This is a genomic window from Thiocapsa sp. UBA6158 (assembly GCF_002423035.1).
Lineage (GTDB): Bacteria > Pseudomonadota > Gammaproteobacteria > Chromatiales > Chromatiaceae > Thiocapsa.
Window position 1 is genome coordinate 1 of sequence record NZ_DIUM01000023.1, and the last position, 25,648, is coordinate 25,648.

26 protein-coding genes are annotated in these 25,648 nt (G+C 64.7%); all 26 read right to left on the minus strand.

Going from position 1 to position 25,648, the window contains the following annotated elements:
- Positions 1-119 precede the first annotated feature (119 nt).
- Positions 120-893 carry a TatD family hydrolase gene (locus tag B4N44_RS03685; protein ID WP_296697045.1) on the minus strand — a complete coding sequence of 258 codons (774 nt, stop codon included), beginning with the start codon at positions 891-893 and terminating at the stop codon, positions 120-122.
- 22 nt (positions 894-915) lie between these two features.
- Positions 916-1,287, minus strand: a complete 372-nt coding sequence (locus tag B4N44_RS03690; protein ID WP_296697047.1) for a PilZ domain-containing protein — start codon at positions 1,285-1,287, stop codon at positions 916-918.
- A 3-nt stretch (positions 1,288-1,290) separates the two neighbouring features.
- Positions 1,291-2,319 carry a DNA polymerase III subunit delta' gene (gene holB, locus B4N44_RS03695; protein WP_296697049.1) on the minus strand — a complete coding sequence of 343 codons (1,029 nt, stop codon included), beginning with the start codon at positions 2,317-2,319 and terminating at the stop codon, positions 1,291-1,293.
- Positions 2,316-3,017, minus strand: a complete 702-nt coding sequence (gene tmk, locus B4N44_RS03700; RefSeq protein ID WP_296697052.1) for a dTMP kinase — start codon at positions 3,015-3,017, stop codon at positions 2,316-2,318. Before tmk ends, holB begins: the two co-directional genes overlap by 4 nt.
- Positions 3,014-4,015 (minus strand): endolytic transglycosylase MltG, encoded by a 1,002-nt coding sequence (gene mltG / locus B4N44_RS03705; RefSeq protein WP_296697054.1) that lies wholly within the window; start codon positions 4,013-4,015, stop codon positions 3,014-3,016. The genes tmk and mltG overlap by 4 nt, the downstream gene beginning before the upstream one ends.
- Positions 4,012-4,920, minus strand: a complete 909-nt coding sequence (gene pabC / locus B4N44_RS03710) for an aminodeoxychorismate lyase (protein ID WP_296697056.1) — start codon at positions 4,918-4,920, stop codon at positions 4,012-4,014. The genes mltG and pabC overlap by 4 nt, the downstream gene beginning before the upstream one ends.
- A 30-nt stretch (positions 4,921-4,950) precedes the next feature.
- Positions 4,951-6,189 (minus strand): beta-ketoacyl-ACP synthase II, encoded by a 1,239-nt coding sequence (gene fabF / locus B4N44_RS03715; RefSeq protein ID WP_296697058.1) that lies wholly within the window; start codon positions 6,187-6,189, stop codon positions 4,951-4,953.
- A gap of 115 nt (positions 6,190-6,304) precedes the next feature.
- Positions 6,305-6,541: an acyl carrier protein gene (gene acpP / locus B4N44_RS03720; RefSeq protein ID WP_007194668.1), complete on the minus strand. Its 237-nt coding sequence runs from the start codon at positions 6,539-6,541 to the stop codon at positions 6,305-6,307.
- A gap of 153 nt (positions 6,542-6,694) precedes the next feature.
- Positions 6,695-7,435, minus strand: coding sequence for a 3-oxoacyl-ACP reductase FabG (gene fabG, locus B4N44_RS03725; RefSeq protein WP_296697065.1), 741 nt, complete (start codon positions 7,433-7,435; stop codon positions 6,695-6,697).
- Complete coding sequence (gene fabD, locus B4N44_RS03730) at positions 7,422-8,372, minus strand: ACP S-malonyltransferase (RefSeq protein ID WP_296697067.1); 951 nt, start codon at positions 8,370-8,372, stop codon at positions 7,422-7,424. The genes fabG and fabD overlap by 14 nt, the downstream gene beginning before the upstream one ends.
- A gap of 47 nt (positions 8,373-8,419) precedes the next feature.
- A complete protein-coding gene (locus B4N44_RS03735) occupies positions 8,420-9,376 on the minus strand; it encodes a beta-ketoacyl-ACP synthase III (protein ID WP_296697069.1) in 957 nt (318 codons plus the stop codon).
- The gene (plsX, locus tag B4N44_RS03740; protein WP_296697071.1) at positions 9,376-10,404 is read right to left on the minus strand and encodes a phosphate acyltransferase PlsX; all 1,029 of its coding nucleotides are present in this window, start codon (positions 10,402-10,404) and stop codon (positions 9,376-9,378) included. Before plsX ends, B4N44_RS03735 begins: the two co-directional genes overlap by 1 nt.
- A 62-nt stretch (positions 10,405-10,466) precedes the next feature.
- Positions 10,467-10,643: a 50S ribosomal protein L32 gene (gene rpmF, locus B4N44_RS03745; RefSeq protein WP_007194663.1), complete on the minus strand. Its 177-nt coding sequence runs from the start codon at positions 10,641-10,643 to the stop codon at positions 10,467-10,469.
- A gap of 148 nt (positions 10,644-10,791) precedes the next feature.
- Complete coding sequence (locus B4N44_RS03750) at positions 10,792-11,295, minus strand: YceD family protein (protein ID WP_296697094.1); 504 nt, start codon at positions 11,293-11,295, stop codon at positions 10,792-10,794.
- Positions 11,296-11,584: 289 nt separating this feature from the next.
- The gene (locus B4N44_RS03755) at positions 11,585-12,718 is read right to left on the minus strand and encodes a sodium ion-translocating decarboxylase subunit beta (RefSeq protein ID WP_296697075.1); all 1,134 of its coding nucleotides are present in this window, start codon (positions 12,716-12,718) and stop codon (positions 11,585-11,587) included.
- 5 nt (positions 12,719-12,723) lie between these two features.
- Entirely contained in the window at positions 12,724-14,511 is a 1,788-nt protein-coding gene (oadA, locus tag B4N44_RS03760; RefSeq protein WP_296697077.1) for a sodium-extruding oxaloacetate decarboxylase subunit alpha, read from the minus strand.
- Positions 14,512-14,682: 171 nt separating this feature from the next.
- Positions 14,683-14,943 (minus strand): OadG family protein, encoded by a 261-nt coding sequence (locus B4N44_RS03765; RefSeq protein WP_296697079.1) that lies wholly within the window; start codon positions 14,941-14,943, stop codon positions 14,683-14,685.
- A 15-nt stretch (positions 14,944-14,958) separates the two neighbouring features.
- Positions 14,959-16,254: an adenylosuccinate synthase gene (locus B4N44_RS03770; protein ID WP_296697081.1), complete on the minus strand. Its 1,296-nt coding sequence runs from the start codon at positions 16,252-16,254 to the stop codon at positions 14,959-14,961.
- Between the two features lie 10 nt (positions 16,255-16,264).
- Positions 16,265-17,449, minus strand: coding sequence for an ATP phosphoribosyltransferase regulatory subunit (locus B4N44_RS03775; protein ID WP_296697082.1), 1,185 nt, complete (start codon positions 17,447-17,449; stop codon positions 16,265-16,267).
- Positions 17,450-17,504: 55 nt separating this feature from the next.
- On the minus strand, positions 17,505-17,687 hold the full coding sequence (locus tag B4N44_RS03780) for a DUF2065 domain-containing protein (protein ID WP_296697096.1): 183 nt from the start codon (positions 17,685-17,687) through the stop codon (positions 17,505-17,507).
- 239 nt (positions 17,688-17,926) lie between these two features.
- The gene (hflC, locus tag B4N44_RS03785; protein WP_296697083.1) at positions 17,927-18,799 is read right to left on the minus strand and encodes a protease modulator HflC; all 873 of its coding nucleotides are present in this window, start codon (positions 18,797-18,799) and stop codon (positions 17,927-17,929) included.
- On the minus strand, positions 18,799-19,971 hold the full coding sequence (hflK, locus tag B4N44_RS03790) for an FtsH protease activity modulator HflK (protein ID WP_296697085.1): 1,173 nt from the start codon (positions 19,969-19,971) through the stop codon (positions 18,799-18,801). Before hflK ends, hflC begins: the two co-directional genes overlap by 1 nt.
- A gap of 481 nt (positions 19,972-20,452) precedes the next feature.
- Positions 20,453-21,739: a ribosome rescue GTPase HflX gene (gene hflX, locus B4N44_RS03795; protein WP_296697087.1), complete on the minus strand. Its 1,287-nt coding sequence runs from the start codon at positions 21,737-21,739 to the stop codon at positions 20,453-20,455.
- A gap of 57 nt (positions 21,740-21,796) precedes the next feature.
- Positions 21,797-22,048, minus strand: a complete 252-nt coding sequence (gene hfq, locus B4N44_RS03800; RefSeq protein WP_296697090.1) for an RNA chaperone Hfq — start codon at positions 22,046-22,048, stop codon at positions 21,797-21,799.
- A gap of 457 nt (positions 22,049-22,505) precedes the next feature.
- Positions 22,506-23,444 (minus strand): tRNA (adenosine(37)-N6)-dimethylallyltransferase MiaA, encoded by a 939-nt coding sequence (gene miaA / locus B4N44_RS03805; protein WP_296697098.1) that lies wholly within the window; start codon positions 23,442-23,444, stop codon positions 22,506-22,508.
- 108 nt (positions 23,445-23,552) lie between these two features.
- On the minus strand, positions 23,553-25,394 hold the full coding sequence (gene mutL / locus B4N44_RS03810) for a DNA mismatch repair endonuclease MutL (RefSeq protein ID WP_296697092.1): 1,842 nt from the start codon (positions 25,392-25,394) through the stop codon (positions 23,553-23,555).
- Positions 25,395-25,648 lie beyond the last annotated feature (254 nt).

Consider the following 25,648-nt stretch of genomic DNA (forward strand, 5'->3'; position numbering starts at 1 on the left):
GGGCGTCAACTGCTCTTTTTAGGGTTATCTGCCCTGCGGCGAGAAACGGCCCGAGCAGCTAAAGCCCGAGCAGACGAAGAAGGCCTCGAACGGCAAATCAGAGTCTTGAGAGGGATGCCTCAGGCAATGGCGAACAGTCGGAAGTAATTCGCGCGCGTGACCGCAGCAATCTCCGCCGGATCCATCCCGCGCAGCTCGGCGATACGGCTCGCGACATGGGCAACCATCTTGGGCTCGTTGGGTTTGCCGCGATGGGGCATGGGTGCAAGGTAGGGAGAATCGGTCTCGATAAGCAGGCGATCGAGCGGGACGCGACGCGCCACCTCGCGCAGCTCCTCGGCGTTTTTGAATGTGACGATCCCGGAAAAGGAGACATAAAAACCCAGATCCATGCCGGCCTTCGCCATCTCCCAATTCTCGGTGAAGCAGTGCAGCACCCCGCCGACGGCATCGGCACCCTCTTCGCGCAAGATCTCGATCGTATCCTCGCGTGCATCGCGCGTGTGGATAATCAGCGGCTTGCCGCAGGCGCGTGCCGCCGCAATATGGACGCGGAAACGCTCGCGCTGCCGGAGCGGATCAAGATCGCGGTGGAAATAGTCCAGTCCGGTCTCCCCGATCGCAACGTTTCGTGGATCCGCAGCCAGAGACACCAGGGTCTCTACGGTCGGCTCCTCGCCGTGCTCCTGGTTCGGATGCACGCCGACCGAGACGGCGACCTGCTCGAAGGGATCGACCAGGCGTCGCATGTCCGGATAGTGTTCCAGATCGATCGAGACGCAGAGCATGTGCGTGACGCCCGCATCGGCGGTCGCCTGCATGAGCCCGGTGAAGTCGCCCTCGTAGCGGCGAAGATCCACCCGATCGAGGTGACAATGGGAATCGACGAGCATTCACTCTCCTACAGGGTTTGACCTACATGGTGTGTGTCGGGCGATCCGAGTTGAGCGAGCCGACGAGATAGTCCTCGATCTTGCGGCGTGCCATACCCTTGTCCTGGTCGCTGAACTGCACGCCGACCCCGATCGCACGACTGCCCTCGGCACCCGGCGGGGTGACCCAGATCACCTTTCCCGCAACCGGGATGCGGTCGGTCTCCTCCATCAACTGCAGCAGCAGAAAGATCTCGTCGCCGAGCTGGTAGCGTTTCGTCGTCGGGATGAAAAGCCCGCCGTTCTTCACGAAGGGCATGAAGGCAGCATAGAGCGCAGCCTTGTCTTTGATCGCGAAGCTGAGGATACGCTGCTGTCCCGCGAGGGACCCGGAGGACGCGCCAGGTATCGCCATGGGTCAAGATCTCCTGATGGCTTGCCCCGCACCGACGCGGAGCCATTCGATCGACAAGGATTCAAGCACCAGTTGTGGGTTTGCCCTGGTTTCAACCAGGTCACGGGCACGCAGGACGCGTTGCAGGAGCCGATGCAGGGAGGCCGGCTCCAGGCGCCGAGCGAGCGTGTGCAGGGCTTCGCGTTGATCCGGATTATCGAGCCGGAGCGGATGCTCGCTCACGGCCAGGCGTACCAGATCGACCAGCCATCCGGCCAACCAGTCCAGGCATAGCCGTGGTCCGAGGCCGTTCCAAGCCGCCGCCTCCAGGAGCGGGTCGCGCTCGCCGCGCGCGATCGCGAGAAACCCGGCGATCCGCTCGCGCCGCTGTTCGAGCCGCGCGTCATCGAGCTCGTCCAATGCACGCAGCGGTCCGCCGTGCGCCAAGCAGAGGCGCAATGCGGCGGTCTCCTCCGGGATCCGGCAGGACAGCCACGCCAGCGCATCCGTGCTCGACGGCGTCGGGATGCGGACCTGCCCGCAGCGACTGCGGATGGTCGCCGGCAAGCGTCCGGGCTGCTCCGTCACCAGGACGATGAGCGCGGCCCCGGGCGGCTCCTCGAGTGTCTTGAGCAGTGCGTTCGCCGCCGCGGCATTGAGATGATCCGCAGGATCAACGAGGGTCACCTTCCACGCGGCGCGGCTCGGGGTCAATGCACCCCGCTCCACGAGCGCGCGAATCGCCGCCACCGGGATCTCTTCGGATTTCGCCTCGGGATCCGGGCCGACACGCAACAGATCCGGATGGCTCTCGGCGGCGATCAGGGCGCAATCCGCGCAGCGTCCGCAGGCGAGTCCATCCGCCGTCGGCGTGTCGCAGAGCATCGATCGGGCAAGCAGCTCCACGAGATGGCGCTTGCCGATGCCGCGCGGACCGCTGAACAAGAGGCCATGGGCGAGCCGCCCGTCTCGGCGCGCCTGATGCAGGCGCATCCAATCATCCGCCAGCCAGGGCAAAGGTGCATCGAATGCGAGCGGTGTAGGGCCGGTCACACCGTGGCTCCGGCTCCGAACGCATCGGCGCTCTCGCCCAAACGGGTCTCGACGAGTGCACGCAAGGCTCGTCCTGCCTGCTCGCCGACGACGCTCAAGGGTGCAGCCGCATCGATCAGACAGAAGCGCTCGGGGCTCGTGTACGCCCGCTCACGATAGACCGCCCGCACGGCATCGAAGAAGTGCAGGGCCTCCGACTCGATTCGATCGGCGGCCCCGCGACCGCGTGCGCGCGCGAGCCCGAGCTCGGGCTCGAGATCGAAGAGAAGGGTGAGATCCGGCCGCAAGTCACCCTGAACCAGTGTTTCGAGCACCGCAATGCGCTCCGGATTCAACCCGCGCCCCCCGCCTTGATAGGCATAGGTCGCGTCGGTAAAGCGATCGCAAAGGACCCAGGCGCCGGAATCGAGTGCAGGACGGATCGTCTTGGCCAGGTGCTCGGCGCGCGCCGCGAACATGAGGAGCAGCTCGGCCGTGTCGTCCATCCCGGTGTTGACCGAATCGAGCAGCAGGGCGCGGATCCGCTCGGCGATCGGCGAGCCTCCCGGCTCGCGCGTCGTCACGACCGCGATCCCCAGCGAGGACAGGAGCGCCGAGAGACGGGCGATGTGCGTGGACTTCCCCGCGCCCTCGATGCCTTCCAGTGTGATGAAGCAGCCTCGCGCCGCTTTCGGATTCATCGCGATCGAAAGGTTCATGGCTCACCCAGGATATAGCGGCGAACGGCTTGGTTGTGCGCATCGAGCGTGGCGGAGAAGACATGCGTGCCGTCGCCGCGCGAGACGAAATAGAGGCTATCCCCGTCGGCGGGGTTGAGGACCGCATGGATGGCGGCACGCCCGGGCAAGGCGATGGGCGTCGGCGGCAGGCCGTCGATGACATAGGTGTTGTAGGCGGTCGCCTCGCGCAGATCGGCACGTCGGATGCGACCCTCGTAACGATCGCCCATGCCGTAGATCACGGTCGGATCGGTTTGCAGGCGCATGCCTTTGCGCAAGCGGCGCACGAAGACGCCCGCGATCTCCGGCCGCTCGTGTGCCGCGCCCGTCTCCTTCTCGACGACCGAGGCGAGGATCAGTGCCTCGTAGGGGCTGTCGATCGGCAGACCCTCGCGCCGCCCCGCCCATTCTTCGGCCAGGACCTGCTCCATGCGCTGGAAGGCACGTTGCAGGACCGACAGGCGCGGCGTGTCGCGCGGGAAGCGGTAGGTGTCCGGAAAAAGACGCCCTTCCGGGTGCTCGCCGGGTCGACCGAGCTTGGCCATCAGATCCTCGTCGGACAGATCCGCCAGCTCGCCGCTGAAGCGATCCTGGGCCTCGATCGCCGCGACGGCCTGCCGAAAGGTCCAACCCTCCACCAGGGTGACGGGGTGCTGCACGACTTGCCCCGAGGTGATCCGCGCCAAGACATCGGCCGGGGTCATCCCGGCGGTCAGCTCGAACTCGCCGGCCTTGATCCGGGCCTGATCACCTTGCCGATAGGCCAAGGCAATGAAGTAATAAGGGTGTTTCAGAATGCCTTCGTCGGTCATCCGACGCGCCAATCCACGCAGCGAGGTCCCGCGCGGGATATCGAGGATGGTGCTCTCCTCGGGCAAGGGCACCGGCGTCTTGACGAAGGCGCCGTAGTCGAGCCCGAGACCGGCGCCGAGCGCACCTGCGGCGAGCATCAAAACAAGTAAGACGCGTGCAATCATGGATCCGGCCATTCCGGTGTATGCGCCGTTCGACGGACGGCGCTCAAGAGATCAAGCGGCAGACGGTCGGGGTCGAGCCCCCGATCTGCCAGACGAGAAATCGGCCAGACGCCGATCCGCGCGTTCGTGAGGAAGAGTCCGACCGCACCATCGATCATCCTTCGCGTGACCGCCCTCTCGACACAGGCGATTCCGGCCCGCGCGGCTGCTTCGATTGCGACCGCACGCACCGTTCCGGCAAGGCCGCTGCGCGTCACCGACGGGGTGACGAGCGCGCCACCGTCCCAGAGAAATAGATTCGTCATCGTCCCGCCCACGACGCAACCGGCATCGTCGCACATCAGACCCTCGGCGATCTCCGGGTCATCCCATTCGCGCCGGGCAAGCACCGCGTCCAAGCGGTTGAGATGTTTGATCCCGGCCAGATGCGGATTCACGGATGCAGGGGTTTCGCAAAAACGAATTGCCACACCGCCGTCGACATACGGGTCGGCACTCGCGCACGAGGCATAGGACAGCAGGATACGCCGGGGGTGCGGAGAGACGGGAGGCCGGTAACCGCGACCACCGACACCACGGGTGAGGATCAGCTTCAAAAGGCCATGATCGAGCTCGGTGCCGATCCGGATTGCCTCGTGACGCAAGATCGCTGGAGACGGCCTCGGGAGCCCCAGCCGATCGGCGCCGAGCGCGAGACGCGCCATGTGGCGGTCCCACAGACAGGGCATGCCGTCGCGGATCAGAATGGTCTCGAACAGGCCGTCGCCGTAGTGCAGTCCGCGATCCCCGACGGGGATCCCGTCATGCTCGCGCCCATCCACCAGGACACGCCGAAATCCCGCCCCCGAGACGCCTCCGTCATCCGAAGGATCGGAGATCGGAGACGAAGGCGACAAGCCGACCAAGCGACGTCGATCCCGTCCCCGAAGGCAACCCTAAAGCCGACGAAAGGCCAGGGTGCCGTTGGTGCCGCCGAATCCGAACGAGTTGGTCAAGGCGACATCGATGCGCATCTCTCGAGCGGTATTGGGGACATAATCGAGGTCGCAGTCGGGATCAGGCGTCTCGTAGTTGATGGTCGGCGGTGCGGTCTGATCGCGCAGGGCGAGGATGGTGAAGATCGCCTCGGCGCCCCCGGCAGCACCCAACATGTGTCCGGTCATGGATTTGGTCGAGCTCACCGGGATCTCGTAGGCACGCTGACCGAACGCACGTTTGATGGCCATGGTCTCGGCCACATCGCCGGCGGGCGTCGAGGTGCCGTGCGCGTTGATGTAGTGCACCTGCTCCTTGTCGAGACCGGCATCCGCGAGTGCAAGCAGCATGCAGTCGCAGGCACCTTCGCCGTTCTCCGACGGCGCGGTCATGTGATAGGCATCGGAGTTCATCCCGACACCGACCAGCTCGGCATAGATGGTCGCACCGCGGGCCTTGGCGCGCTCGTACTCCTCGAGCACCACGACGCCTGCACCGTCGCTGAGGACGAAGCCGTCGCGATCGCGATCAAAGGGGCGACTCGCCGACTCGGGTGCATCGTTGCGGGTGGAGAGCGCACGGGCCGCGGCAAAGCCGCCGAGGCCGACCGGCGAGGTCGCCATCTCGGCGCCGCCCGCAATCATGACGTCCACATAGCCGTGGCGGATCATGATCGCCGCCTCGCCGATGTTGTGGGTCGCCGTGCTGCAGGCGGAGACAATGGAGTAGTTCGGACCCTTCAGCCCGAACTTGATCGAGAGATTGCCGGCGACCATATTAATGATGTTGGCCGGCACGAAGAAGGGCGAAATGCGACGCGGCCCCTTGGTCCGGTAGGCCTCGTAGTTGTTCTCGATGCCCGTGATCCCGCCGATCCCCGACCCGATCGCCACGCCGATGCGGCGACAGTTGGAGTCATCGATCTGCAGCCCGGCGTCGGCGATGGCCTGACAGCCCGCAGCCATGCCGTAGTGGATAAATTTATCCATTTTTTTGGCTTCCTTTTCAGCGATGTAATCGCTGATCTCGAAGCCATAGATCGGGCCGCCGAAGCGGGTGCTGAATGGCTCGATATCGAAATGGGTGATGGGTTTGATCCCGCTTTTGCCGGCGAGGATGTTGTCCCAGGAGGACTTGACGTCCAAACCGACCGGCGCCACGAGGCCCAAACCGGTGACCACGACCCTTCTGCCTGACATTGCCTACCCCTTTCGTTCGAAACGCGATATTCGACGCTCGCCGCCGCACCGGCATCCTGCTGCGGCCGACGGCCTTCGAGCCTCGGAGCACCCGACCCGGGTGCCGGACACCTGCCTAGGCTTGGTGTTGATTGATGTAGTTGATGGCCTGTTGGACGGTGGTGATCTTCTCCGCGTCCTCGTCCGGGATCTCGGTTTCGAACTCTTCTTCGAGGGCCATGACCAACTCAACCGTGTCGAGTGAGTCCGCGCCCAGATCGTCGACGAAAGACGCCTCCGAGGTCACTTCCTCTTCCTTGACGCCGAGTTGTTCGACAACGATTTTGCGGACTCGATCTTCAACGCTGCTCATGGTACTGATTCCTCCGGATGAATAAAGGTGGCCCTCGCTGGACCAGGCGGTATTCTAGTGACAATCGACGGCCGATGAAAGTCGCATCAGCCCTCGGCAAAAAGCACAAGGACCTGATTTAGTTGATCTTAATCATATCGACGATGATGCCTTTCATGCCATGTACATGCCGCCGTTCACGTGCAGGGTCTCGCCGGTGATGTAAGCCGCTGCAGGAGAGGCCAAAAAGACCACGGCGCCCGCAATCTCCTCGGGCTGTCCGAGCCGCCCTAAGGGGATGCCTCCGATCAATGACTGGCGTTGCTGATCGGGCAAGTCGCGCGTCATGTCGGTGTCGATGAACCCGGGTGCAACACAGTTGACCGTGATCGCGCGTGATCCGACCTCGCGTGCCAACGCCTTGGTGAAGCCCATCATGCCTGCCTTGGCAGCCGCGTAGTTGGTTTGACCGGCGTTGCCCATGGAGCCGACGACCGAAGCGATATTGATGATCCGGCCTTTACGCGCCTTCGTCATCGCACGCAGACAGGCCTTGGTGACGCGATACAGCGAGCTGAGATTGGTCTCGATCACCGAATCCCACTCCTCGTCCTTCATCCTCATCAGGAGGTTGTCGCGTGTAATTCCGGCGTTGTTCACGAGAATCCCCGGCGCACCGAGGCGCTCGGTGATCTCGGCCATAGCGGCCTCGACCGACGCTTGATCGGCGACGTCGAGCACGATTCCGATGCCCCGGTAACCTGCCTCGTTGAGCGCCTCCTCGATCGCGCGTGCACCGGCTGCCGTGGTGGCGGTACCGGCAACGGCGGCACCTTGCTCGGCCAATGCCATCGCGATGGACCGACCGATTCCCCTCGAGGCGCCCGTGACGAGCGCGATTTCATCTCTCAGCATTGTGTATCGCCTCCAGTGCCGTCTCGAGTGACTTCGGGTCGAAAACCGGCAGTGTCGTCAGAGTGTCGTCGATGCGTTTGTTCAGACCGGTCAGCACCTTGCCCGGGCCGCACTCGATCGCGATCCGAATGCCTTCGGCCGCGACGGCGCGCACCGTCTCCACCCAACGCACCGGGCGATAAAGCTGCCGGATCAGTTGATCGCGCAGCGCGGCGCTGTCGGCTGCGCTCTGCACACTGGCGTTGTGCAGGACCGCGACCTCCGGGACCCGAATCTCGATCGCGGCCAATCGCTCGGCGAGTCGATCCGCGGCGGGGCGCATCAGGGCACAATGCGAGGGGACACTGACCGGCAGGATCAAGGCTCGCTTCGCACCGGCACCCTTGGCCGCGCCGATCGCACGGTTCACCGCGGCGGCCTCCCCCGCGATCACCACCTGTCCGGGTGAGTTGAAATTGACGGCCTCGAGCACGGCGCCTTGCGCCTGCTCGGCGCAGAGTGCGATGACCTCGGCGTCGCCTAGACCCAGCACGGCGGCCATCGCACCCTCTCCGGCCGGAACCGCCTCCTGCATGAAGCGCGCACGTTCGGCAGCCAAACGCACGCCGTCGGCAAAGCTCAGCGCGCCGGCGGCCACCAAGGCCGAATACTCGCCCAAGCTGTGACCGGCCATCATGCTCGCGGGCGGCCCGCCGGCCTGAAGCCAAGCGCGCCAGACCGAAACACCGGCGCTCAGCATGACGGGCTGGGTGTTCCTGGTGAGATCGAGATCCTCTTTCGGACCCTCGTGGACCAAACGCCACAGGTCGAAACCCAAGGCGTCCGATGCTTCATCGAAGGTCCTGCGCACATCCGGATAGGACTCGGCGAGTGTGTCGAGCATCCCGATCGACTGGGAGCCTTGACCGGGGAAAAAAGCGGCAATCATGTGTGTCATCCGTATCGACAGGGACCCGGCAACAAACCAATCAGCAACAAAGCAAATCAGTAACGAACCAAGACGGAACCCCAGGTGAAACCGCCTCCGAAGGCTTCCATCAGGAGGAGCTCGCCACGTTGAATACGCCCGTCGCGCACCGCTTGATCGAACGCCAGCGGAATGGATGCGGCGGAGGTGTTGCCGTGCTCGGCAACCGTGACCACGACACGTTCCATCGGCAGATCCAGCTTACGCGCGGTCGCCTGGATGATCCGGATATTCGCCTGGTGCGGGATCAACCAGTCGATGTCCGACTTGGCCAGACCGGCGGCCTCGAGGGTCTCGTCGACGATCCGTCCGAGCGTGGTCACGGCGACTCGGAAGACCTCGTTGCCCTTCATTTCGATGAAGCGGGCGTCCGGGTTCCCATTGCCGAGGCCGCCCGGGACCTGAAGCAGGTCCTTGTAGGCACCGTCGGCATGCAGGTGCGTGGAAATGATGCCAGGCTCGTCCGCCGCCTCCAAGACCACCGCCCCTGCGCCGTCTCCGAAGAGCACGCAGGTCCCGCGGTCCTCCCAGTTGAGGATGCGCGACAGTGTCTCGGCTCCGACCACCAGTGCGCGTTTTGCCGCGCCGGTTCGGATGAACTTATCGGCAACCCCGACGGCGTAGACAAAACCCGTGCAGACCGCTTGAAGATCGAAGGCCGGACAACCGTGCACGCCGAGACGCTGCTGCAGAAGACAGGCGGTGCTCGGGAAGAACTGGTCCGGCGTGGTCGTGGCGACGATAATCAGATCGATGTCGGACGGTTGGAGACCGGCCGCATCGAGCGCTCGGCGGGCGGCCGCCTCGGCGAGATCGCAACAGGTCTCCCCATCGGAGACCAAATGGCGCTTCTCGATTCCGGTGCGCTCGAAGATCCAGGTCGCCGTGGTGTCGACGATCGCTTCGAGATCGGCATTCGTCAGCGTCCGGGCCGGAAGGTGGCTCCCGGTTCCCAGGATGCGCGAGTAAATCATCAGGCGATCGCCTTGTATTGTCCGCTGTCGATGTGCCGGCCGACTTGTTCGCCGATCCGCTTGGGGATGTTCGCGTGAATCTCTTTCAGGGCGATGTGGATCGCATTCTCGAACGCCACCTCATCTGCCCCGCCGTGGCTCTTGATGACGATTCCGCGCAGGCCGAGAAGACTGGCACCATTGTAGCGGCGCGGGTCCATCGTGCGGCGAAACTGCTTGAGAATCGGCATCGCGGCAAGCCCGGCAAGCCGGCTGAACCAGGTCCGCTTGAACTGCGTGCTCAAGGAATGCCGCACGAACTTGGCCACCCCTTCGCTGCATTTGAGGGCTACGTTGCCGACGAATCCGTCCGCCACGACCACGTCGATGTCGTCCAGAAAGATGCCGTCGCCTTCGATGTAGCCGACATAGTTCAAATCGCTGCGCAGCAGCAGCTCGTTGGCCTGCTTGACCTGCTCGTTGCCCTTGATCTCTTCCTGTCCGATGTTCAGGAGCGCCACGCGCGGTGCGGCGACGCCTTCGACGGCCGTCACCAACTCGCTGCCCATCACCGCGAACTGGAAGAGATGCTCGGCCGTGCAATCCACGTTCGCACCCAGGTCGAGCATGTGGGTATGCCCGTGCAGGGAGGGTACGGCGGTGATGATCGCCGGGCGATCGACGCTCGGCAGTGTCTTGAGGACGAAACGCGCGGTCGCCATCAGGGCACCGGTGTTGCCGGCACTGACGCAGGCGTCGGCGTCACCGCTCTTCACCAGATCGATGGCCACACGCATCGAGGAGTCCTTCTTTCCTCTCAGCGCCTTGGAAGGCGACTCGTCCATCGCGACTTCCTGAGTCGTGGGGCGAATCTTCAGCCGAGACCGATCGGCGTTTCCGAGATGCTCGGCGATCTTGGCCTCGTCGCCGACGAGGATCAGATCGACGCGCGCGGAGGCTGCGAGAAAGCGCAGCGCGGCCGCCACGACGACGCCCGGGCCATGATCACCGCCCATGGCGTCGAGCGCGATTGTCGAGACAGATCCCATCCCGATGCTGTTTGAGCCGCGGCTGTGTGCTGGGTTGAGGGCTCCAAGTCGAGCGCGTGCGGTCACTCAGAGCGATCCAGAACCTTACGGCCGCGGTAGAAACCGTCAGGTGTCACATGGTGGCGAAGATGGGTCTCGCCGCTGGTGGGATCCACCGACAGGGTCGGCTTGCTCAGGGCGTCGTGGGAGCGACGCATGCCGCGCTTGGACGGGGTCTTTCGATTTTGTTGAACGGCCATCTTTGATCTCCGAATGAGGCGCGGCCGCCGCTTGGGCGGGAGCGCAATCTGTTGTCCAATCCATCAAGAGCGTCGGGCACGGCAGCAGGACTCCGCTGAGGGTGCGATCGTTGCACCCCTTTCAGCCATGCCGATGGACGCGAGTGTCTCATGCCTGCTGCGTGCGCTTGAGTGCGGCCAAAATCTCGAATGGCCGGCGTTTCACATCCGACTCCGCCGCCGCGTCTCCGGGCGATGCTGCCGCCTCGACAGCCTCGGTTGGCCCCGCCGCACAGACCCCGAGCGGATGGCGCGGGATCGCGGGCAGCGCCAACAGCAGCTCGTCCTCGACGAGATCCACCGGATTGAGCCGCTCATCGGCGACCATCCACGGGTCGAGATCCTCGGGCAGGTCGAGCGCGTCTTCGTCCCGCCGGATCAGCGCCAGCGCAATCGGCGCATCGACTGGAAACTCGACCTCGTCGAGGCAGCGCTGGCAACGTAATTTCAGGGTCGCACGCACGCGCCCGGTGACGACGCACCGACCCTTTCGATCGCGAGCGAACAGCAACTCGTAGCGTGCCGCGTCGACGCTCGCGCTGTCCTCGAGTGGCGAAGCGGACTGCGGCGTAGCCGGCTCGAGACTGCCCGTGGCGGCAGCAAGCCGCGGCATCTCATTCAACGATACAGCGCCGCTGAAGGTTAGCTCACGGCGACATGCACGCCAAGGGTCGATCAGATCAAGATGTGCGCCAGACATAAGCGCGCAAAAGTAGCGCATATCGGATCGCAGCGTCAACCTAAACCGCGTCCCGAGCGCGATCAGGCATGACGCGGTTGCACCGAATCACAGACCCGGCAGGCGGACGACCGGCATCCGGAGCAAGTCGACGTACGGCCGCGATGTCGCGGCCGTCAATCACTTGTGCGCCACACGAGGCGATCGGCTGCCGAATCGAGCGCTACGGGCCCACGAGGGCAAGCAAGACGCCGGCGGCGACCGCCGAGCCGATCACACCCGCCACATTCGGACCCATGGCGTGCATCAGCAGAAAATTGTGGTGGTTTTCTTCCAGCCCGACCTTGTTCACGACCCGCGCAGCCATGGGGACCGCCGAGACGCCCGCTGCACCGATCAAAGGGTTCACCTTCCCTCCGCTGAGACGACACATGATCTTGCCCATGATGACGCCGGCGGCCGTCCCGATGCTGAAGGCAATGGCGCCGAGGACCAGAATCCCCAGCGTCTGCGTCGTGAGAAAGAGCTCGCCCGAGAGCTTGGAGCCGATCGCCAAACCCAGCAGGATGGTGACGACGTTGATGATCTCGTTTTGAGCCGCCCGACTGAGACGCTCCACGACGCCACTTTCACGCAGCAAATTCCCCAAGGTGAGCATCCCGATCAGCGGAGCTGCCGAGGGCAACAGCAGTGCACAGAGAAAGAGCACGACGAGGGGGAAGAGAATCCGCTCCAAGCGCGAGACGGGGCGCAGCTGTTCCATGACGACACCGCGCTCGGCCTTGGTCGTCAAGGCACGCATGATCGGTGGCTGAATGATCGGCACCAGCGCCATGTAGGAGTAAGCGGCGACCGCGATCGCGCCGAGGAGATCGGGGGCAAGGCGCGAGGCCAGAAAGATGGCTGTCGGCCCGTCCGCCCCGCCGATGATGCCGATCGCCGCGGCATCGGCCAGACTGAAGTCGAAGCCCGGCAATAGATTGAGTGCAAGCGCACCGATGAGGGTCGCGAAGATCCCGAACTGCGCCGCGGCCCCGAGGATCAGGGTCGAGGGCCTGGCGATCAGTGCGCTGAAATCGGTCAGGGCGCCGACGCCGAGGAAGATGAGCAGCGGAAAGATCCCGGTCTCGACGCCGACGTGATAGATCATCCCGATCATCCCGTCCGGCCCCGCCATGCCGGCGACCGGGATGTTCGACAGGATCGCACCGAAGCCGATCGGCAGCAGCAGGAGCGGCTCGAAGCGCTTGGCGATCGCCAGATAAATGAGTCCAACCCCGACCAGGAGCATGAGCAGCTCGCGCCAGGTGACATTGGCGATGCCCGTGGACTGCCAGAGTGTGAGAAGCGCCTCCATGCCGCTCAGCCCAGGGTGAGGAGCGTCTGGCCGACTTGGAGGCTGTCGCCTTCCTTGACCGATACCGCAAGCACGGTGCCGGCTTCAGGCGAGCGGACCTCGGTCTCCATCTTCATCGCCTCGAGCAGCATGATCAGCTCACCGGAGGCGATGACCTGCCCCGGTTTGACCTTGACCGCCACCACGGTGCCCGCGAGCGGCGCCGGCACGCCCCGGCCGGCGACGGGGGGCGGCAAAGCGGCGCTCGGCACGGCGGCGAGCTGCTCGACCGCACCTTCCGGGGAAACTAGGACATGGTAGCTGTGACCGTCGACCTCCACCCGATAGCGCTCGGCGACGGCAGCGACCGCAAGCGACGCCGGTGCGGTCTCCGCGACGGTCGGGCGAGCCGGCTCGGCCCATGGCGGTGGCTCGAAGACACTCGGATTCGCGCGATGTTCCAGGAACTTCAGCCCGACCTGCGGAAACAGGGCATAGGTCAGCACATCGTCCACGAGATCCGAGGCAAGCGCGATGGAGCGCTCCTCGGCCAGGTGTTGCAGCTCTGCAGTGAGCGCATCGAGTTCGGGTGTCAGATTGTCGGCCGGACGGCAGGTGATCGGCGCCTCGCCCGCGCCCAGGACGCGCTGTTGAAGCTCGAGGTTCACCGGGGCCGGGGTCGCACCGTACTCGCCTTTGAGGACGCCGGCGGTCTCGTTGGTGATGCTCTTGTAGCGCTCGCCCATCAGGACGTTGAGCACGGCCTGGCTGCCGACGATCTGGGAGGTCGGCGTCACCAGCGGGATGAACCCCAGTTCCTCGCGCACCCTGGGGATCTCGGCAAGCACCTCGTCGAGACGGTCGGTGGCCCCCTGCTCGCGCAGCTGGTTCTCCATGTTGGTGAGCATGCCGCCGGGCACCTGAGCGACCAGGATGCGCGAGTCCACGCCCTTGAGCGCGCCCTCGAACTTGGCGTATTTCTTACGGACCTCGCGGAAATAGGCAGCGATCTCTTCGAGCAGGAGGAGATTCAATCCGGTCGAGCGGTCCGTATCGTCCAGGATGGCGACTACCGACTCGGTCGGCGAATGGCCATAGGTCATGCTCATCGAGGAGATGGAGGTATCGACCATGTCGATGCCCGCCTCGGCCGCCTTCAGGATCGTGCAGGTACTCATGCCGGTCGTGGCGTGACTCTGCATGGCGATCGGGACGCTGCAGGTCGCCTTCAACCGGGTGACCAGGGCCTCGGCGACATAGGGCTTGAGCAGGCCGGCCATGTCCTTGATGCAGATTGAATGACAACCCATGTCTTCGAGTCGACGACCCATGTCGACCCAGTACTCCAGATCATGCACCGGGCTGACCGTGTAGGACATGGTGCCTTGGGCGTGCTTGCCGGTCGCCAAGGCGGCCTTCACCGAGGTCTCGAGGTTACGCACATCGTTCATGGCGTCGAAGATGCGGAAAACGTCGATCCCGTTGAGGGCGGCGCGCTCCACGAAGGTCTCGACCAGGTCGTCGGCATAATGACGGTAACCGAGCAGGTTTTGCCCGCGCAGCAGCATCTGCTGAGGCGTTTTCGGCATCGCCGCCTTAAGCAGGCGCAACCGCTCCCAAGGGTCTTCGCCGAGATAGCGGATACAGGCATCGAAGGTCGCCCCGCCCCAGCTCTCGAGCGACCAGTAGCCGACCTCGTCCAGCTTGGGTGCGATGGGGAGCATGTCCTCGATGCGCAGACGGGTCGCGAGCAGCGACTGGTGGGCATCGCGCAGGACGACATCGGTGATCGCAAGTCGATTGGATGGCTTCATGCGGGACTCGATCTCGGGGTTGGGTGATGTTCGGTCAGCGGGGCGTGCGCCGATCGACGCCCCGGCTCGATGCCTGCGCAACGGGGAGGCCCGTCGCGCTCGCGCGACGCACATCGGCAGAAAACGGGGAGCGAGCGCAAGGACGCGAGCGAGGCACGACAAGCCTCGGTATCAAGGACGATGGCGTCGGCGATGCGTCTGGATCGCAGCGCCGATGACTGCGATCAGTCGCGCGTCGTCCTGCGGGGGCGCGAGCGCATGACCCCCGGCCGTCATCGCCGGGAGCGTCTCCTCGGGGCCCCAGCGTGCCACCGCCTTCGACATCAGCACCAGCAGGCCGACCAGCATCGCGAGGAAGGCAAAGACGATGCCCAAGCCGATGGCCATCAGCCAGAGGCCCTCGATCAACAGATCCGCGACGGCAGTATCCATGGCGTCAGACAGACATCAGACATCGAAAGGGTGGCGACGGACGAGGGTCTCGACCCGGTCCGGACCCGTGGAAACGAGGTCGATCGGGACCCCGCCCAGCTGCTCGATGGTCTCGAGATAGGCACGCGCCGCCGCGGGCAGCGCATCGTAGGAGGTCGTGCCGACCGTGGACTCCGACCAGCCCGGCAGCTCGATATAGCGCGGCTCGCACCGCTCGAGCGCGTCGGATCCGACCGGCGGGGTCTCGATCTCCTCGCCGTCGACGACATAGCTCGTACAAATCTTGATGGTCTCCAGACCGTCGAGCACGTCGAGCTTGGTGATGCAGATGCCGGTGACGCTGTTGATGGCGAGCGAGCGTTTGAGCGCGACCATGTCGAGCCAACCGCAGCGACGCTTGCGCCCGGTGGTCGCACCGAATTCGTTGCCGCGCCTGCCCAGAACCTCGCCCACGTTGTCGAACAGCTCGGTCGGGAAGGGACCGGCGCCCACGCGCGTGGTGTAGGCCTTCACGATCCCGAGGATGTAATCCAGGTCGCGCGGACCGACACCGCTGCCGCTCGACGCCCCGCCGGCCGTCGTCGTGGACGAGGTCACGTAGGGATAGGTGCCGTGGTCGATGTCGAGCAAGGCCCCTTGAGCACCTTCGAACAGGACGTCTTTGCCTTCGGCACGGCAGCTGTGCAGATATCCGGGGACATCCATCACCAGGGGACGCAGCACCTCGGCATGACCGAGGAACTCGTCGAGAACCGCGGTATAGTCAACCGAAGCCGCCTTGAAGTAATGCTCGAGCATGAAGTTGTGGTACTCCATGACCTCGCGCAGGCGCTCCTCGAAGTGCCGGGTGTCGAGAAGCTCGCCGAGGCGAATGCCGCGGCGCGCCGTCTTGTCTTCATAAGCCGGCCCGATGCCTCGGCCGGTGGTACCGATCGCCTTCACACCGCGCGCAAGCTCGCGCGCCTGGTCGAGCGCGATGTGGTAGGGCAGGATCAGCGGACAGGCCGCACTGATGCCGAGCCGCTCGCGCGCCGGCACGCCCGAGGCTTCGAGCATGGCGAGCTCTTCCTGCAGCGCCGAGGGCGAGAGCACCACGCCGTTGCCGATCAGGCAGCGCACGCCTTCGCGCAGCACGCCGGATGGGACCAGATGCAGAACGGTCTTCACACCGTCGATGACCAGGGTGTGCCCGGCATTGTGGCCCCCTTGAAACCGCACCACAACCGAAGCACGGTCGGTGAGCAGGTCAACCACCTTACCTTTGCCTTCATCACCCCATTGGGTGCCGATTACAACGACGTTGTTGCCCATCTTTAGTCATCTACTCCGCGAGGATATCGTCTAGTTCCCAACGCCCGTCACGTTCGACCAGCACCTGCCGGCAGCCCGGATCGCGCAGATCCTGCTCGAGGCCGGGAAGCGCATGGATCACGCGCCGCCCCGAGGCACGGAGCCGATCGACGGCCTCCTGCAACGCCGGTGCTGCCGACCAGGGTGCGTAGATCGCCGCGTCGCTCGTGTCGGCGCGTTGCCCGTGGCGCAGCAGCTCCTTCAAATCCGTACTGAACCCGACGGCGGGGCGTGCTCGACCGAAAACGCGCCCGATGTCGTCGTAACGCCCGCCGCGCGCAATCTCCAGCCCCCAGCCGGGAACGAAGGCGGCAAAAACCGCCCCAGTCTTATACCGGTAACCGCGCAGCTCCGCCAGATCGTAATGGATGGAAACATCCGGGAGCCAGCGACCGAGCTCGTCGGCGAGTCGGCGCAGGTCGTCCACCGCCTCGCGTACCGGGCGATCGGCTTCGCGCAGGAGCCTCTCGGCGCGCGCGAGCGCATCCACCCCGTTGAGTTCCGCCAAGGCGGACAACATGCGCGCCGGTGCGCCGGCAATCCCGAGCTCCGCGATGAGCGCCTCGATCTCCGGAACGGCCTTGCGCTGCAGCGCATCGAATAGGGCGTGTTCGCCGACCGCCGACAACCCGGCCTGCCGGGCGAGGCCGCGATAGATGCCGACGTGCCCCAGATCCAGGTAGGTTTCCCGAATCCCGGCGGCACGCAAGGTCAACATGATGAGTCGCAGAATTTCGGTATCGCTCTCGATCCCGGAGTGCCCGTAGATTTCGGCGCCGATCTGCAACGGACTGCGCGTACCGGCGAATCCGTCGCTGCGGGTATGCAGGACGGTTCCGAGATAGCACAGCCGCGTCGGGGCGTCGCGCCTGAGGTGGTGTGCATCGATCCGAGCGACCTGCGGGGTCATATCGGCACGCACACCGAGCATGCGCCCGCTGAGCTGGTCGGTCAGCTTGAAGGTCTGAAGGTCGAGATCTTGACCGGTGCCGGTCAGGAGGGATTCCAAATAGTCGATGAAGGGCGGGATGACAAGCTCGTAGCCCCAGCTTGCATAGAGATCCAGCAACTCGCGCCGCAATGTCTCCATGACCCGCGCCTGCGCAGGCAGCACCTCGTCGATCCCGGCCGGCAGCAGCCAGCGTTCCTCGTTCATGCGTTCAGTAGTCCCGGTTAATCAGTCGCGATCCACCCGCCTCGGGCGAGAGGCATCAGTTGACCAGATACAGCAGGCCGACGCCGGACAGCATGCTGAGCAGGCCGGCAAGCCGCAGTGCGCCTTTGTCCTCGGCGGCGATCAGCAGGAGAGCACGTCGAAACCCGTCCGGACTCAGAAAAGGCCAAATGCCTTCGATGACCAGCACAAGCGCAACCGCGACCAAGACATCTTGCAGCAACACGTGACTCCGAAACACCCGATTCGGATCCGAGCGGGTCCCGGAAGTGCGCATCGGTCAAAGGCAGGCATCTTTTCAGACGACGGCGCATTTGTCCAACGCTTGTCGGATGACCGGGCTCCTATCGACGTCTCGCGAGTACGCATGAACCTTTGCGGGCGGAAACATGAAAACGCCTCGGCGATCCGAGGCGTTCGGTGAGGCCGAGGCGTTCGGTCAGACCCGACGGCCCCGGATTATTGGCCCCCGGCTGGATCGCGGAAGAACCGGAAGAAATCCGAGTCAGGCTCCAAAACCATCACGTCTCGCTCCTGCCCGAGAGAGGATCGATACGCGCTCAAACTGCGGAAGAAGGCATAGAATTCGCGATCCTGGTTGAAGGCGTTGGCGAAGATCTGCGACGCCCGCGCGTCGCCCTCGCCTCGCGTCTCTTCGGATTCGCGAAATGCCTCGGCGACGATCACGGTCCGCTGACGATCCGCATCGGCACGGATACGCTCGGCAGCCTCGCCGCCCTGCGCCCGAAGATCCCTCGCAACCCGCTCGCGTTCGGCACGCATCCGCGAATAGACGGATTCACTGACCTCGGGCGGCAGGTCGATCTTCTTCACACGCACATCGACGACCTCGATCCCGAGATCCTGGGCGTTCTCGTTCACCTCCTTGGTCAACAAGGCCATCAGAGCCAGGCGGTCGTCGGAGACGACTTCTTGGATCGTGCGTTTGCCGAACTCGTTGCGCAGGCTCGTGTTGACGCGTTCGGACAAGAGGCGTGAGGTTCGCGCCACGTTGCCGCCGGTCGAGCGGAAGAATTGCGCGGCATTGGAGATGCGCCATTTGGTGTAGGAGTCGACGATGACGTCCTTTTTCTCGATCGTCAGGAAACGCTCCGGGCGAGAATCCATCGTCTGGATACGTCGATCGAATACCTTGATGTTGTTGAGGACCGGAACCTTGAAATGCAGACCGGGCTGATAGTCGTCACCGACGATCTGACCGAGTCGAAGCTTGATCGCCACCTCGTACTGCTGCACGACGAAGGTGAAGCCGTAGATCGCGATCACGAGACCTGCCAGACCAAGCGGCAGAAAGGTTTTCAGCTTATTCATTACCGCACCCTCCGATCACGGTCGACCGAGCGCTGCGGACGATCGACGGCCTCCGATGCAACGGCGGGGGCCGACACATCCGGTTTCGAGAGGGCTGCCATATCCGGCCGCTGCTTCATGAGTTGGTCGAGCGGGAGGTAGAGTAGGCTGTTGCCGCCGTCTTCCACGTCGATGATGACCTTATTGCTATCACCCAAGACCTGCTCCATCGTTTCCAAGTAAAGGCGCTGTCGCGTGACCTCGGGTGCCATCAGGTACTCGGTCAGGATCGCCGTGAAGCGCGCCGTCTCACCTTCGGACCTGGCAATGACTTGATCCCGATAGGCGCGAGCGTCTGCGATGATCCGCGCGGCCTCGCCGCGTGCCTGCGGAAGGACCTCGTTGGCGTAGGCCTCGGCTTGGTTCTCCAGGCGTTCCTTGTCCTCGCGGGCCTTGATGGCGTCGTCGAAAGCGGCCTTGACCTGCTCCGGCGGTTTTGCCGGCTGCATGTTCACCGAGGTCACCAAGAGGCCGGTCTTGTACTGATCCATCAGTGCCTGAACGCGCTCTTGGATGGTGACGGCGACTGCGCCGCGACCTTCCGTCATAACGAAGTCGAGCTTGCTCCCGCCGACGGTGACGCGCACGACCGTCACGGTCGCGTCGCGCAGGGTCTGATCCGGGTCGGCGACCTGGAACAGATAGTCGCCCGCGTCCTGGATGCGGGATTGCACGGTCAACTCGACATCGACGATGTTCTCGTCCTGAGTCAGCATGGAGGCCGAGTGGCTGAAGGTGGAGATCTCGTCGACGTTCACCTTGACGACCGACTCGAATGGCCAGGGAACATGCCAGTGAGGACCCGGGCCGGTGGTGTCGACATAGGCGCCGAATCGCGTCACGACGCCCCGCTCGGCAGGCTCGACGATGTAGATGCCGGTCGCCAGCCAGATGACCAGCAGGATCCCGACGATGATTCCGATGGCTCGCGAGCTGAAATCCCCGCCCGGCAGATTGAATCCGCCGCCACCGCCGGATGTACTGCCGCCGGAGGGTTTGTTGCCCCCAAAGAGCCCGCCGAGTCGCTCCTGAAGCTTTCGCACGACCTCGTCGAGGTCGGGAGGACCCTGCTCGCCGCCGCCCTTGCCGCTCCAAGGGTCTTTGTTACCGCCACCTGGCTCGTTCCAGGCCATAGCTTCTCCGTCTGTCGAATTCGACTGTTATGTTGGTTTGAGAGGCGCTCCCGCACGAAATCTGCGAATCGCGAGAAAGGTGCGCACCGTGATTGCTGCGCGGTCCGGACGCTCAAGCCTTTGGATGACCTCTCCAGAGTGCCGACGAAGCGCGAGGATATCAAGCAAAGATGCAACCTGAACCGCGCCCGGTGAGGTATGCGTCATGTGTCGGGGCGGCTTGGCCGCGCCGGCTCCGACGACTGTCGGAGCCGGCGCGCTTTAAAGTCTCAAAAAGGATTGAATTTTAAACCGCGCCTCACCGAGATCGAGGACATCTCCAAAGCCAAGCGCACAATGACAATGACGCATGTCGCTCCGGACGCGGTTTGTGTCGATCGGCAATCCCCGTGATTTTAGGTGAAGGAGACGGCCGAGGGCAAACGGCGCACAGCGCTCCGGGTGGGCGAAGCGAACGCCGCGGGGGTCGACGACTCGACCGTCAAACACCCTCTTTATCCTCCGAGAACCGCGTATTCCTGGCCGCAAGACGCTCCCGATCGGGCCGCCCGATGATGAGATCCATCAACCACCCCCCCGCCGGTTTGGGCACGTCCGAGATGATCTGCGCATGCTCGAACAGCCAAGCACGCAGGCGCCCTTCATCCGGCTCCAGATCCAGCGAGCAGCGAATCCGATCGCGTCCCAGCCACTCGGAGATCGCCTGCAAGAGCAGATCGACACCGGCGCCCGTCTGCGCGGACATCCAGACGCGGCTCGGCAATCCGGCCGAATCCCGCTCGATTCGCGGCGACTCCTCGGGGAGCAGATCGATCTTGTTGTAGACCTCCAGACGCGGGATCTCGTCGCTGCCGATCTCGGCGAGCACCTGCTCCACGTCGGCCACGAGACGGGCACGATGCGGTGCCGATGCCTCCACGACATGGAGCAGCAGCGCGGCATTGCGCGTCTCCTCGAGGGTCGAGCGGAACGCCGCCACCAGCTCATGCGGAAGCCGGCCGACGAAGCCGACCGTATCGGCGACGAGCACCCGTCCGCCGTCGGGAAGGGTGAGCCGGCGCAAGGTCGGATCCAAGGTTGCGAAGAGCTGATCGGCTTGGAAGACACCGGCCTCGGTCAGGCGGTTGAAGAGTGTCGACTTGCCCGCGTTGGTATAGCCCACAAGCGAGAGCACCGGCAGCTCGGCCTTGTCGCGTGCCTTGCGCCCTTGAGCGCGTTGCACCTGGATGCGATCCAGGCGCCGATCAAGCACGGTCATCCGCTTGGAGAGGAGCCGACGGTCGGTCTCGAGCTGGGTCTCGCCGGGTCCGCGCAGACCGATACCGCCCTTCTGGCGCTCCAAGTGGGTCCATCCGCGCACGAGCCGCGTGGACATGTGCTTGAGCTGCGCAAGCTCGACCTGCAGCTTACCTTCGAAGGAGCGTGCACGCTGCGCGAAGATGTCGAGAATCAGGCCCGAGCGATCCACGACGCGGCACTTGACGAGGCGCTCGAGATTGCGCTCCTGGCCGGGCGAGAGCGGATGGTTGAAGATCACCAGCTCCGCTTCCGTGCCCGCGACCAACGCGATCAATTCGTCGCACTTGCCGGTTCCGATAAAGAGTTTCGGGTCGGGCGACGTGCGCGAGCCCCCCAGGATGCCGACGATCTCCGCGCCCGCGGCAACCGCCAGGCGCCGAAACTCCTCGCGCTCGTCGGGCTCGGCGGTCGAGCCGATATCCAGGTGCACCAAAACAGCGCGCTCGCCGGCGCTCGGGCGCTCAAACACGGCAACCTCCTTCGCGGCGACGAGGATCCGCGCGCGCCGATGACGGCTGGCTCAGGATCATGCGTTGCCCGGCTCGGGCAGCGCCCCTTCGGCGGGTGGGAGCTTGACGTTTCGCGCCGGCACGACGGTCGATATCGCATGCTTGTAAATCATCTGGCTGACGTTGTTCTTCAACAACACGACAAACTGATCGAAGGATTCGATCTGGCCCTGCAATTTGATCCCGTTGACCAAGAAGATGGACACGGGGACACGTTCCTTCCTCAGTGCGTTCAGAAAAGGGTCTTGGAGGCTTTGGCCTTTGGACATGGAGTGACTCCTTATTGTTGTGGTCGGCAAATATTGCCCGGCAAAAAGGTCTGGCTGTGATCGCTGCCAATCAAGCCGGGGTGGAGCAGGCGGGACAGCAGACGGGACAGGCATACCCGCCGAAAAAAGCCTCGTCTTAAAACGCGTCCAGAGCGAGATGCTCATTGTCGAGTGAGCTCGACGCTTGGTGCATCCACGGCCCCGAGCGGGGACGCGGTTTAGTGTCGTCGAAACGCCGCACTTTGACCATACAGTCGCGCATCGCTGCAATCCTTGCCGAAGAAAGACAGCAGATCGACCTGATCGCCGCAACACGCGGACATCTCCGAACGCAAAACTCAGCAAATAGAGTGCCACGCATCGGGCGCCAACGCCAGACGGGGCCGCGATCCGACCGACTGGACGGATAAAGACAGCGGAACACGCCGCGCGTTCGATGCGTTCGCACCGAGAAGACTCATCCGCCTGCGTCTCGGCGCGGGTGATGCGCCGTCGACCGGGCCTTGCGGATCAGACGCAGCGCCGCCTCGAGCGGATCGGGATCGTCGGCGAGCCAATGGGTCGCGGACTCGGCACGCAGCCAGGTGAGCTGGCGCTTGGCGAGTTGCCTCGAGGCGACGATGCCTTTCAAACACATCTCCTCGGCATCGAGCGCGCCGTCGAGATAGCTCCAGACCTGGCGATACCCGACCGAGCGCATCGACGGCAGGTCCGCGCTGAGATCGCCCCGCGCCCGCAAACGCGCGACCTCCTCCACCAAGCCCTGCTCCAGCATCGCGCGGAAGCGCCGTGCGATGCGCTCGCGCAGCACTTCGCGATCCGCCGGCGCACGCACCAATTTGAGGAGACGATACGGCAGATCGGCCCTCTCGCCTGCCGACGCGATCAGCGCGCTCATCGACCGGCCCGTCAGGGCATGAATCTCCAAGGCACGCTGAATGCGTTGCGGATCGTTGGGATGGATCCGAGCCGCCGCCCGGGGATCCAGTCGCTCCAGTCGCACGTGCATCGCGGACCAGCCGATGACGGCGGCCTCCTCGGACAAGGCTTGGCGGAGCACCGGATCCGCACTCGGCAGTCGGGCCAGACCCTGTTGCAGCGCCTTGAAATAGAGCATGGTGCCGCCGACCAGGAGCGGGATTCGGCCCTGCGCGCTGATCTGCGCCATCGCCGCGAGTGCGTCTTCACGGAAGCGCGCGGTCGAGTAGGCCTCGGCGGGCTCCAGGATATCGATCAGACGATGCGGCGCACGGGCGAGCACATCGGGTGTCGGCTTGGCCGTGCCGATGTCCATGCCGCGATACACCATCGCCGAATCGACACTGATGATCTCGCACGGGAGCCGTTGCACCAGCTCGACGGCCAGGTCAGTCTTGCCCGACGCGGTCGGACCCATGAGCAGGATCGCCAGAGGTCGCTGAGCGGAGGCGTCGCTCGATTGCGCCGCAGCAACTTCTTCGGGCGCGCGTTCTTCGGGTGAGTCGGTCAAACGGGCGTCCCTCGATCAGCGCCCGCGCGCGAACCAACGATCGAGCTCGTCGTAACCCACCCGGATCCAGGTCGGGCGACCATGATTGCATTGGTCGATCCGCTCGACACGCTCCATGTCGCGGAGCAATCCGTTCATCTCCTCCAGGGTCAGGCGTCGATTGGCCCGCACGGCACCATGGCAGGCCATGGTGGAGAGGACCGCGTTGACGGCCTCCTCGAGTCGGGCGCTGCTGCCGTGGACGGCCAGATCCGAGAGTAAATCGCGCACCAGGCCCTCGTGATCGGCCTGTCGCAGCAGTGCCGGGACCTCGCGCACCACCAGCGTGCCTGAATCGATGCGGTCGATGACCAGGCCCAGCGCGGCCAGGTCATCGGCCCGGGATGCGATCAGCTCGGCCTCGCGCGGGGCCACCGAGACGGGCACCGGGACCAGCAGGGGCTGGCGAATCACCGCGCCGGAGCGCCAGCCCGTCTTCAGCCGCTCGTAGCCGATCCGCTCATGGGCCGCATGGATATCGACGATGATCAGAGCGTCGGGGGTTTGGGCCAAGAGGTAGACCCCGTTGATCTGTGCGACGGCATAACCGAGCGGGTGCGCCTCGCGGTCCTCGCGGCTTGTGCGCTCGGCCGCGCCGTCGCTCCGGTCCCCGGCAGGCGGCGGTTGCTGAAACGCCAGATCGGCACGCAAACGCTCGGCGTAACCGCCGCGTCCCTCGCCGACGCCCAGCGGCAGATGCAGCGTAGGTCCCGAAACGCCCCCGAGACGGGCCACCGGCTCGTCCTGCGCACGCGACGCCCGGCCCGGCGCAAACGCGCTCGTGATCTCGGTTGCCGACTGCGGCTCCCCGAGTACCCCGGCCGAGAGACGCCGCTGCAGCACCCGAAAGATGAAGTCATGGACCTGCCGACCTTCGCGGAAACGCACCTCGTGTTTGGACGGATGGACGTTGCAGTCGACCGTCCGGGCGGGCAGCTCGAGGAACAACAGATAGGCGGGATGTCGCCCGTGATGGAGCAGATCGCTGAAGGCCTGGCGCACCGCGTGACTCACCAGCTTGTCGCGCACCATGCGACCGTTGACATAGAAGAACTGCTGATCGGCCTGACTGCGGGAGAACGCAGGGCGCACCACCCAACCCCACAGACGAAGATCCACGGTCTCCTCGTCCAGGGTCAAGGCTTGATCGGCGAAGGCGCCTCCGAGCAAGGTCTCCAGACGGGCGCGCCGCCCCGCATCGTCGAGCGCGGCCGACAGGTCGTAGAGCGTTTTGCCGTTGTGGCGCAGCTGAAAGGCGATGTCCGGCCGTACCAAGGCGATGCGCCGCACCACCTGCTCCAGATGGCCGAACTCGGTCTTCTCGGTGCGCAGAAACTTACGGCGTGCCGGGGTGTTGTAGAAGAGATCCTGCACATCCACGCTAGTCCCGGGCGGATGCGCCGCCGGGCGCGGCTCTTCCAAGGCACCGTCGCTGCCGACCGTGACCTCGAGGGCCGTCGGCGCATCGCGGCTGCGCGAGATCAGACGCAGCCGGCTCACCGAGGCGATGCTCGGCAACGCCTCGCCGCGGAACCCCAGGGTCGAAACCGCCTCCAGATCGCTCAAATCGGCGACCTTGCTGGTGGCATGACGCGAAAGCGCCAGCACCAGCTCATCCGGCGGGATGCCGCGCCCGTCGTCGCGCACGCGCAACCGCTTGATGCCGCCGCGCTCCACGTCGATCTCCACCCGCGTGCACTCGGCGTCTAGACTGTTCTCGATCAACTCCTTAGCCACCGAGGCCGGACGCTCGACGACCTCGCCTGCGGCGATTTGATTGACGAGATGACTCGAGAGGATACGGATCGGCTTGGACATGCGCGGATGGGAACAGAAGCGCGGGGCGTGGGCAAGGGGAGCTTCCTGCCTCCTGCCTCCTGCCGCCTGCTCCCTGCTCCCTGCCGCCTGCTCCCTGCCGCCTGTTTCCTGCTCCCTGCCGCCTGCTCCCTGCCGCCTGCTATCAGCTATCAGCACAGTACGACCTCGAACGCACGTGCGGTCGAGGTCGCACGCTCTTGAATCGCACAGGAATCGCCTTTGAGCCTTAAACCTAAAAAGAGCAGTTACACCTT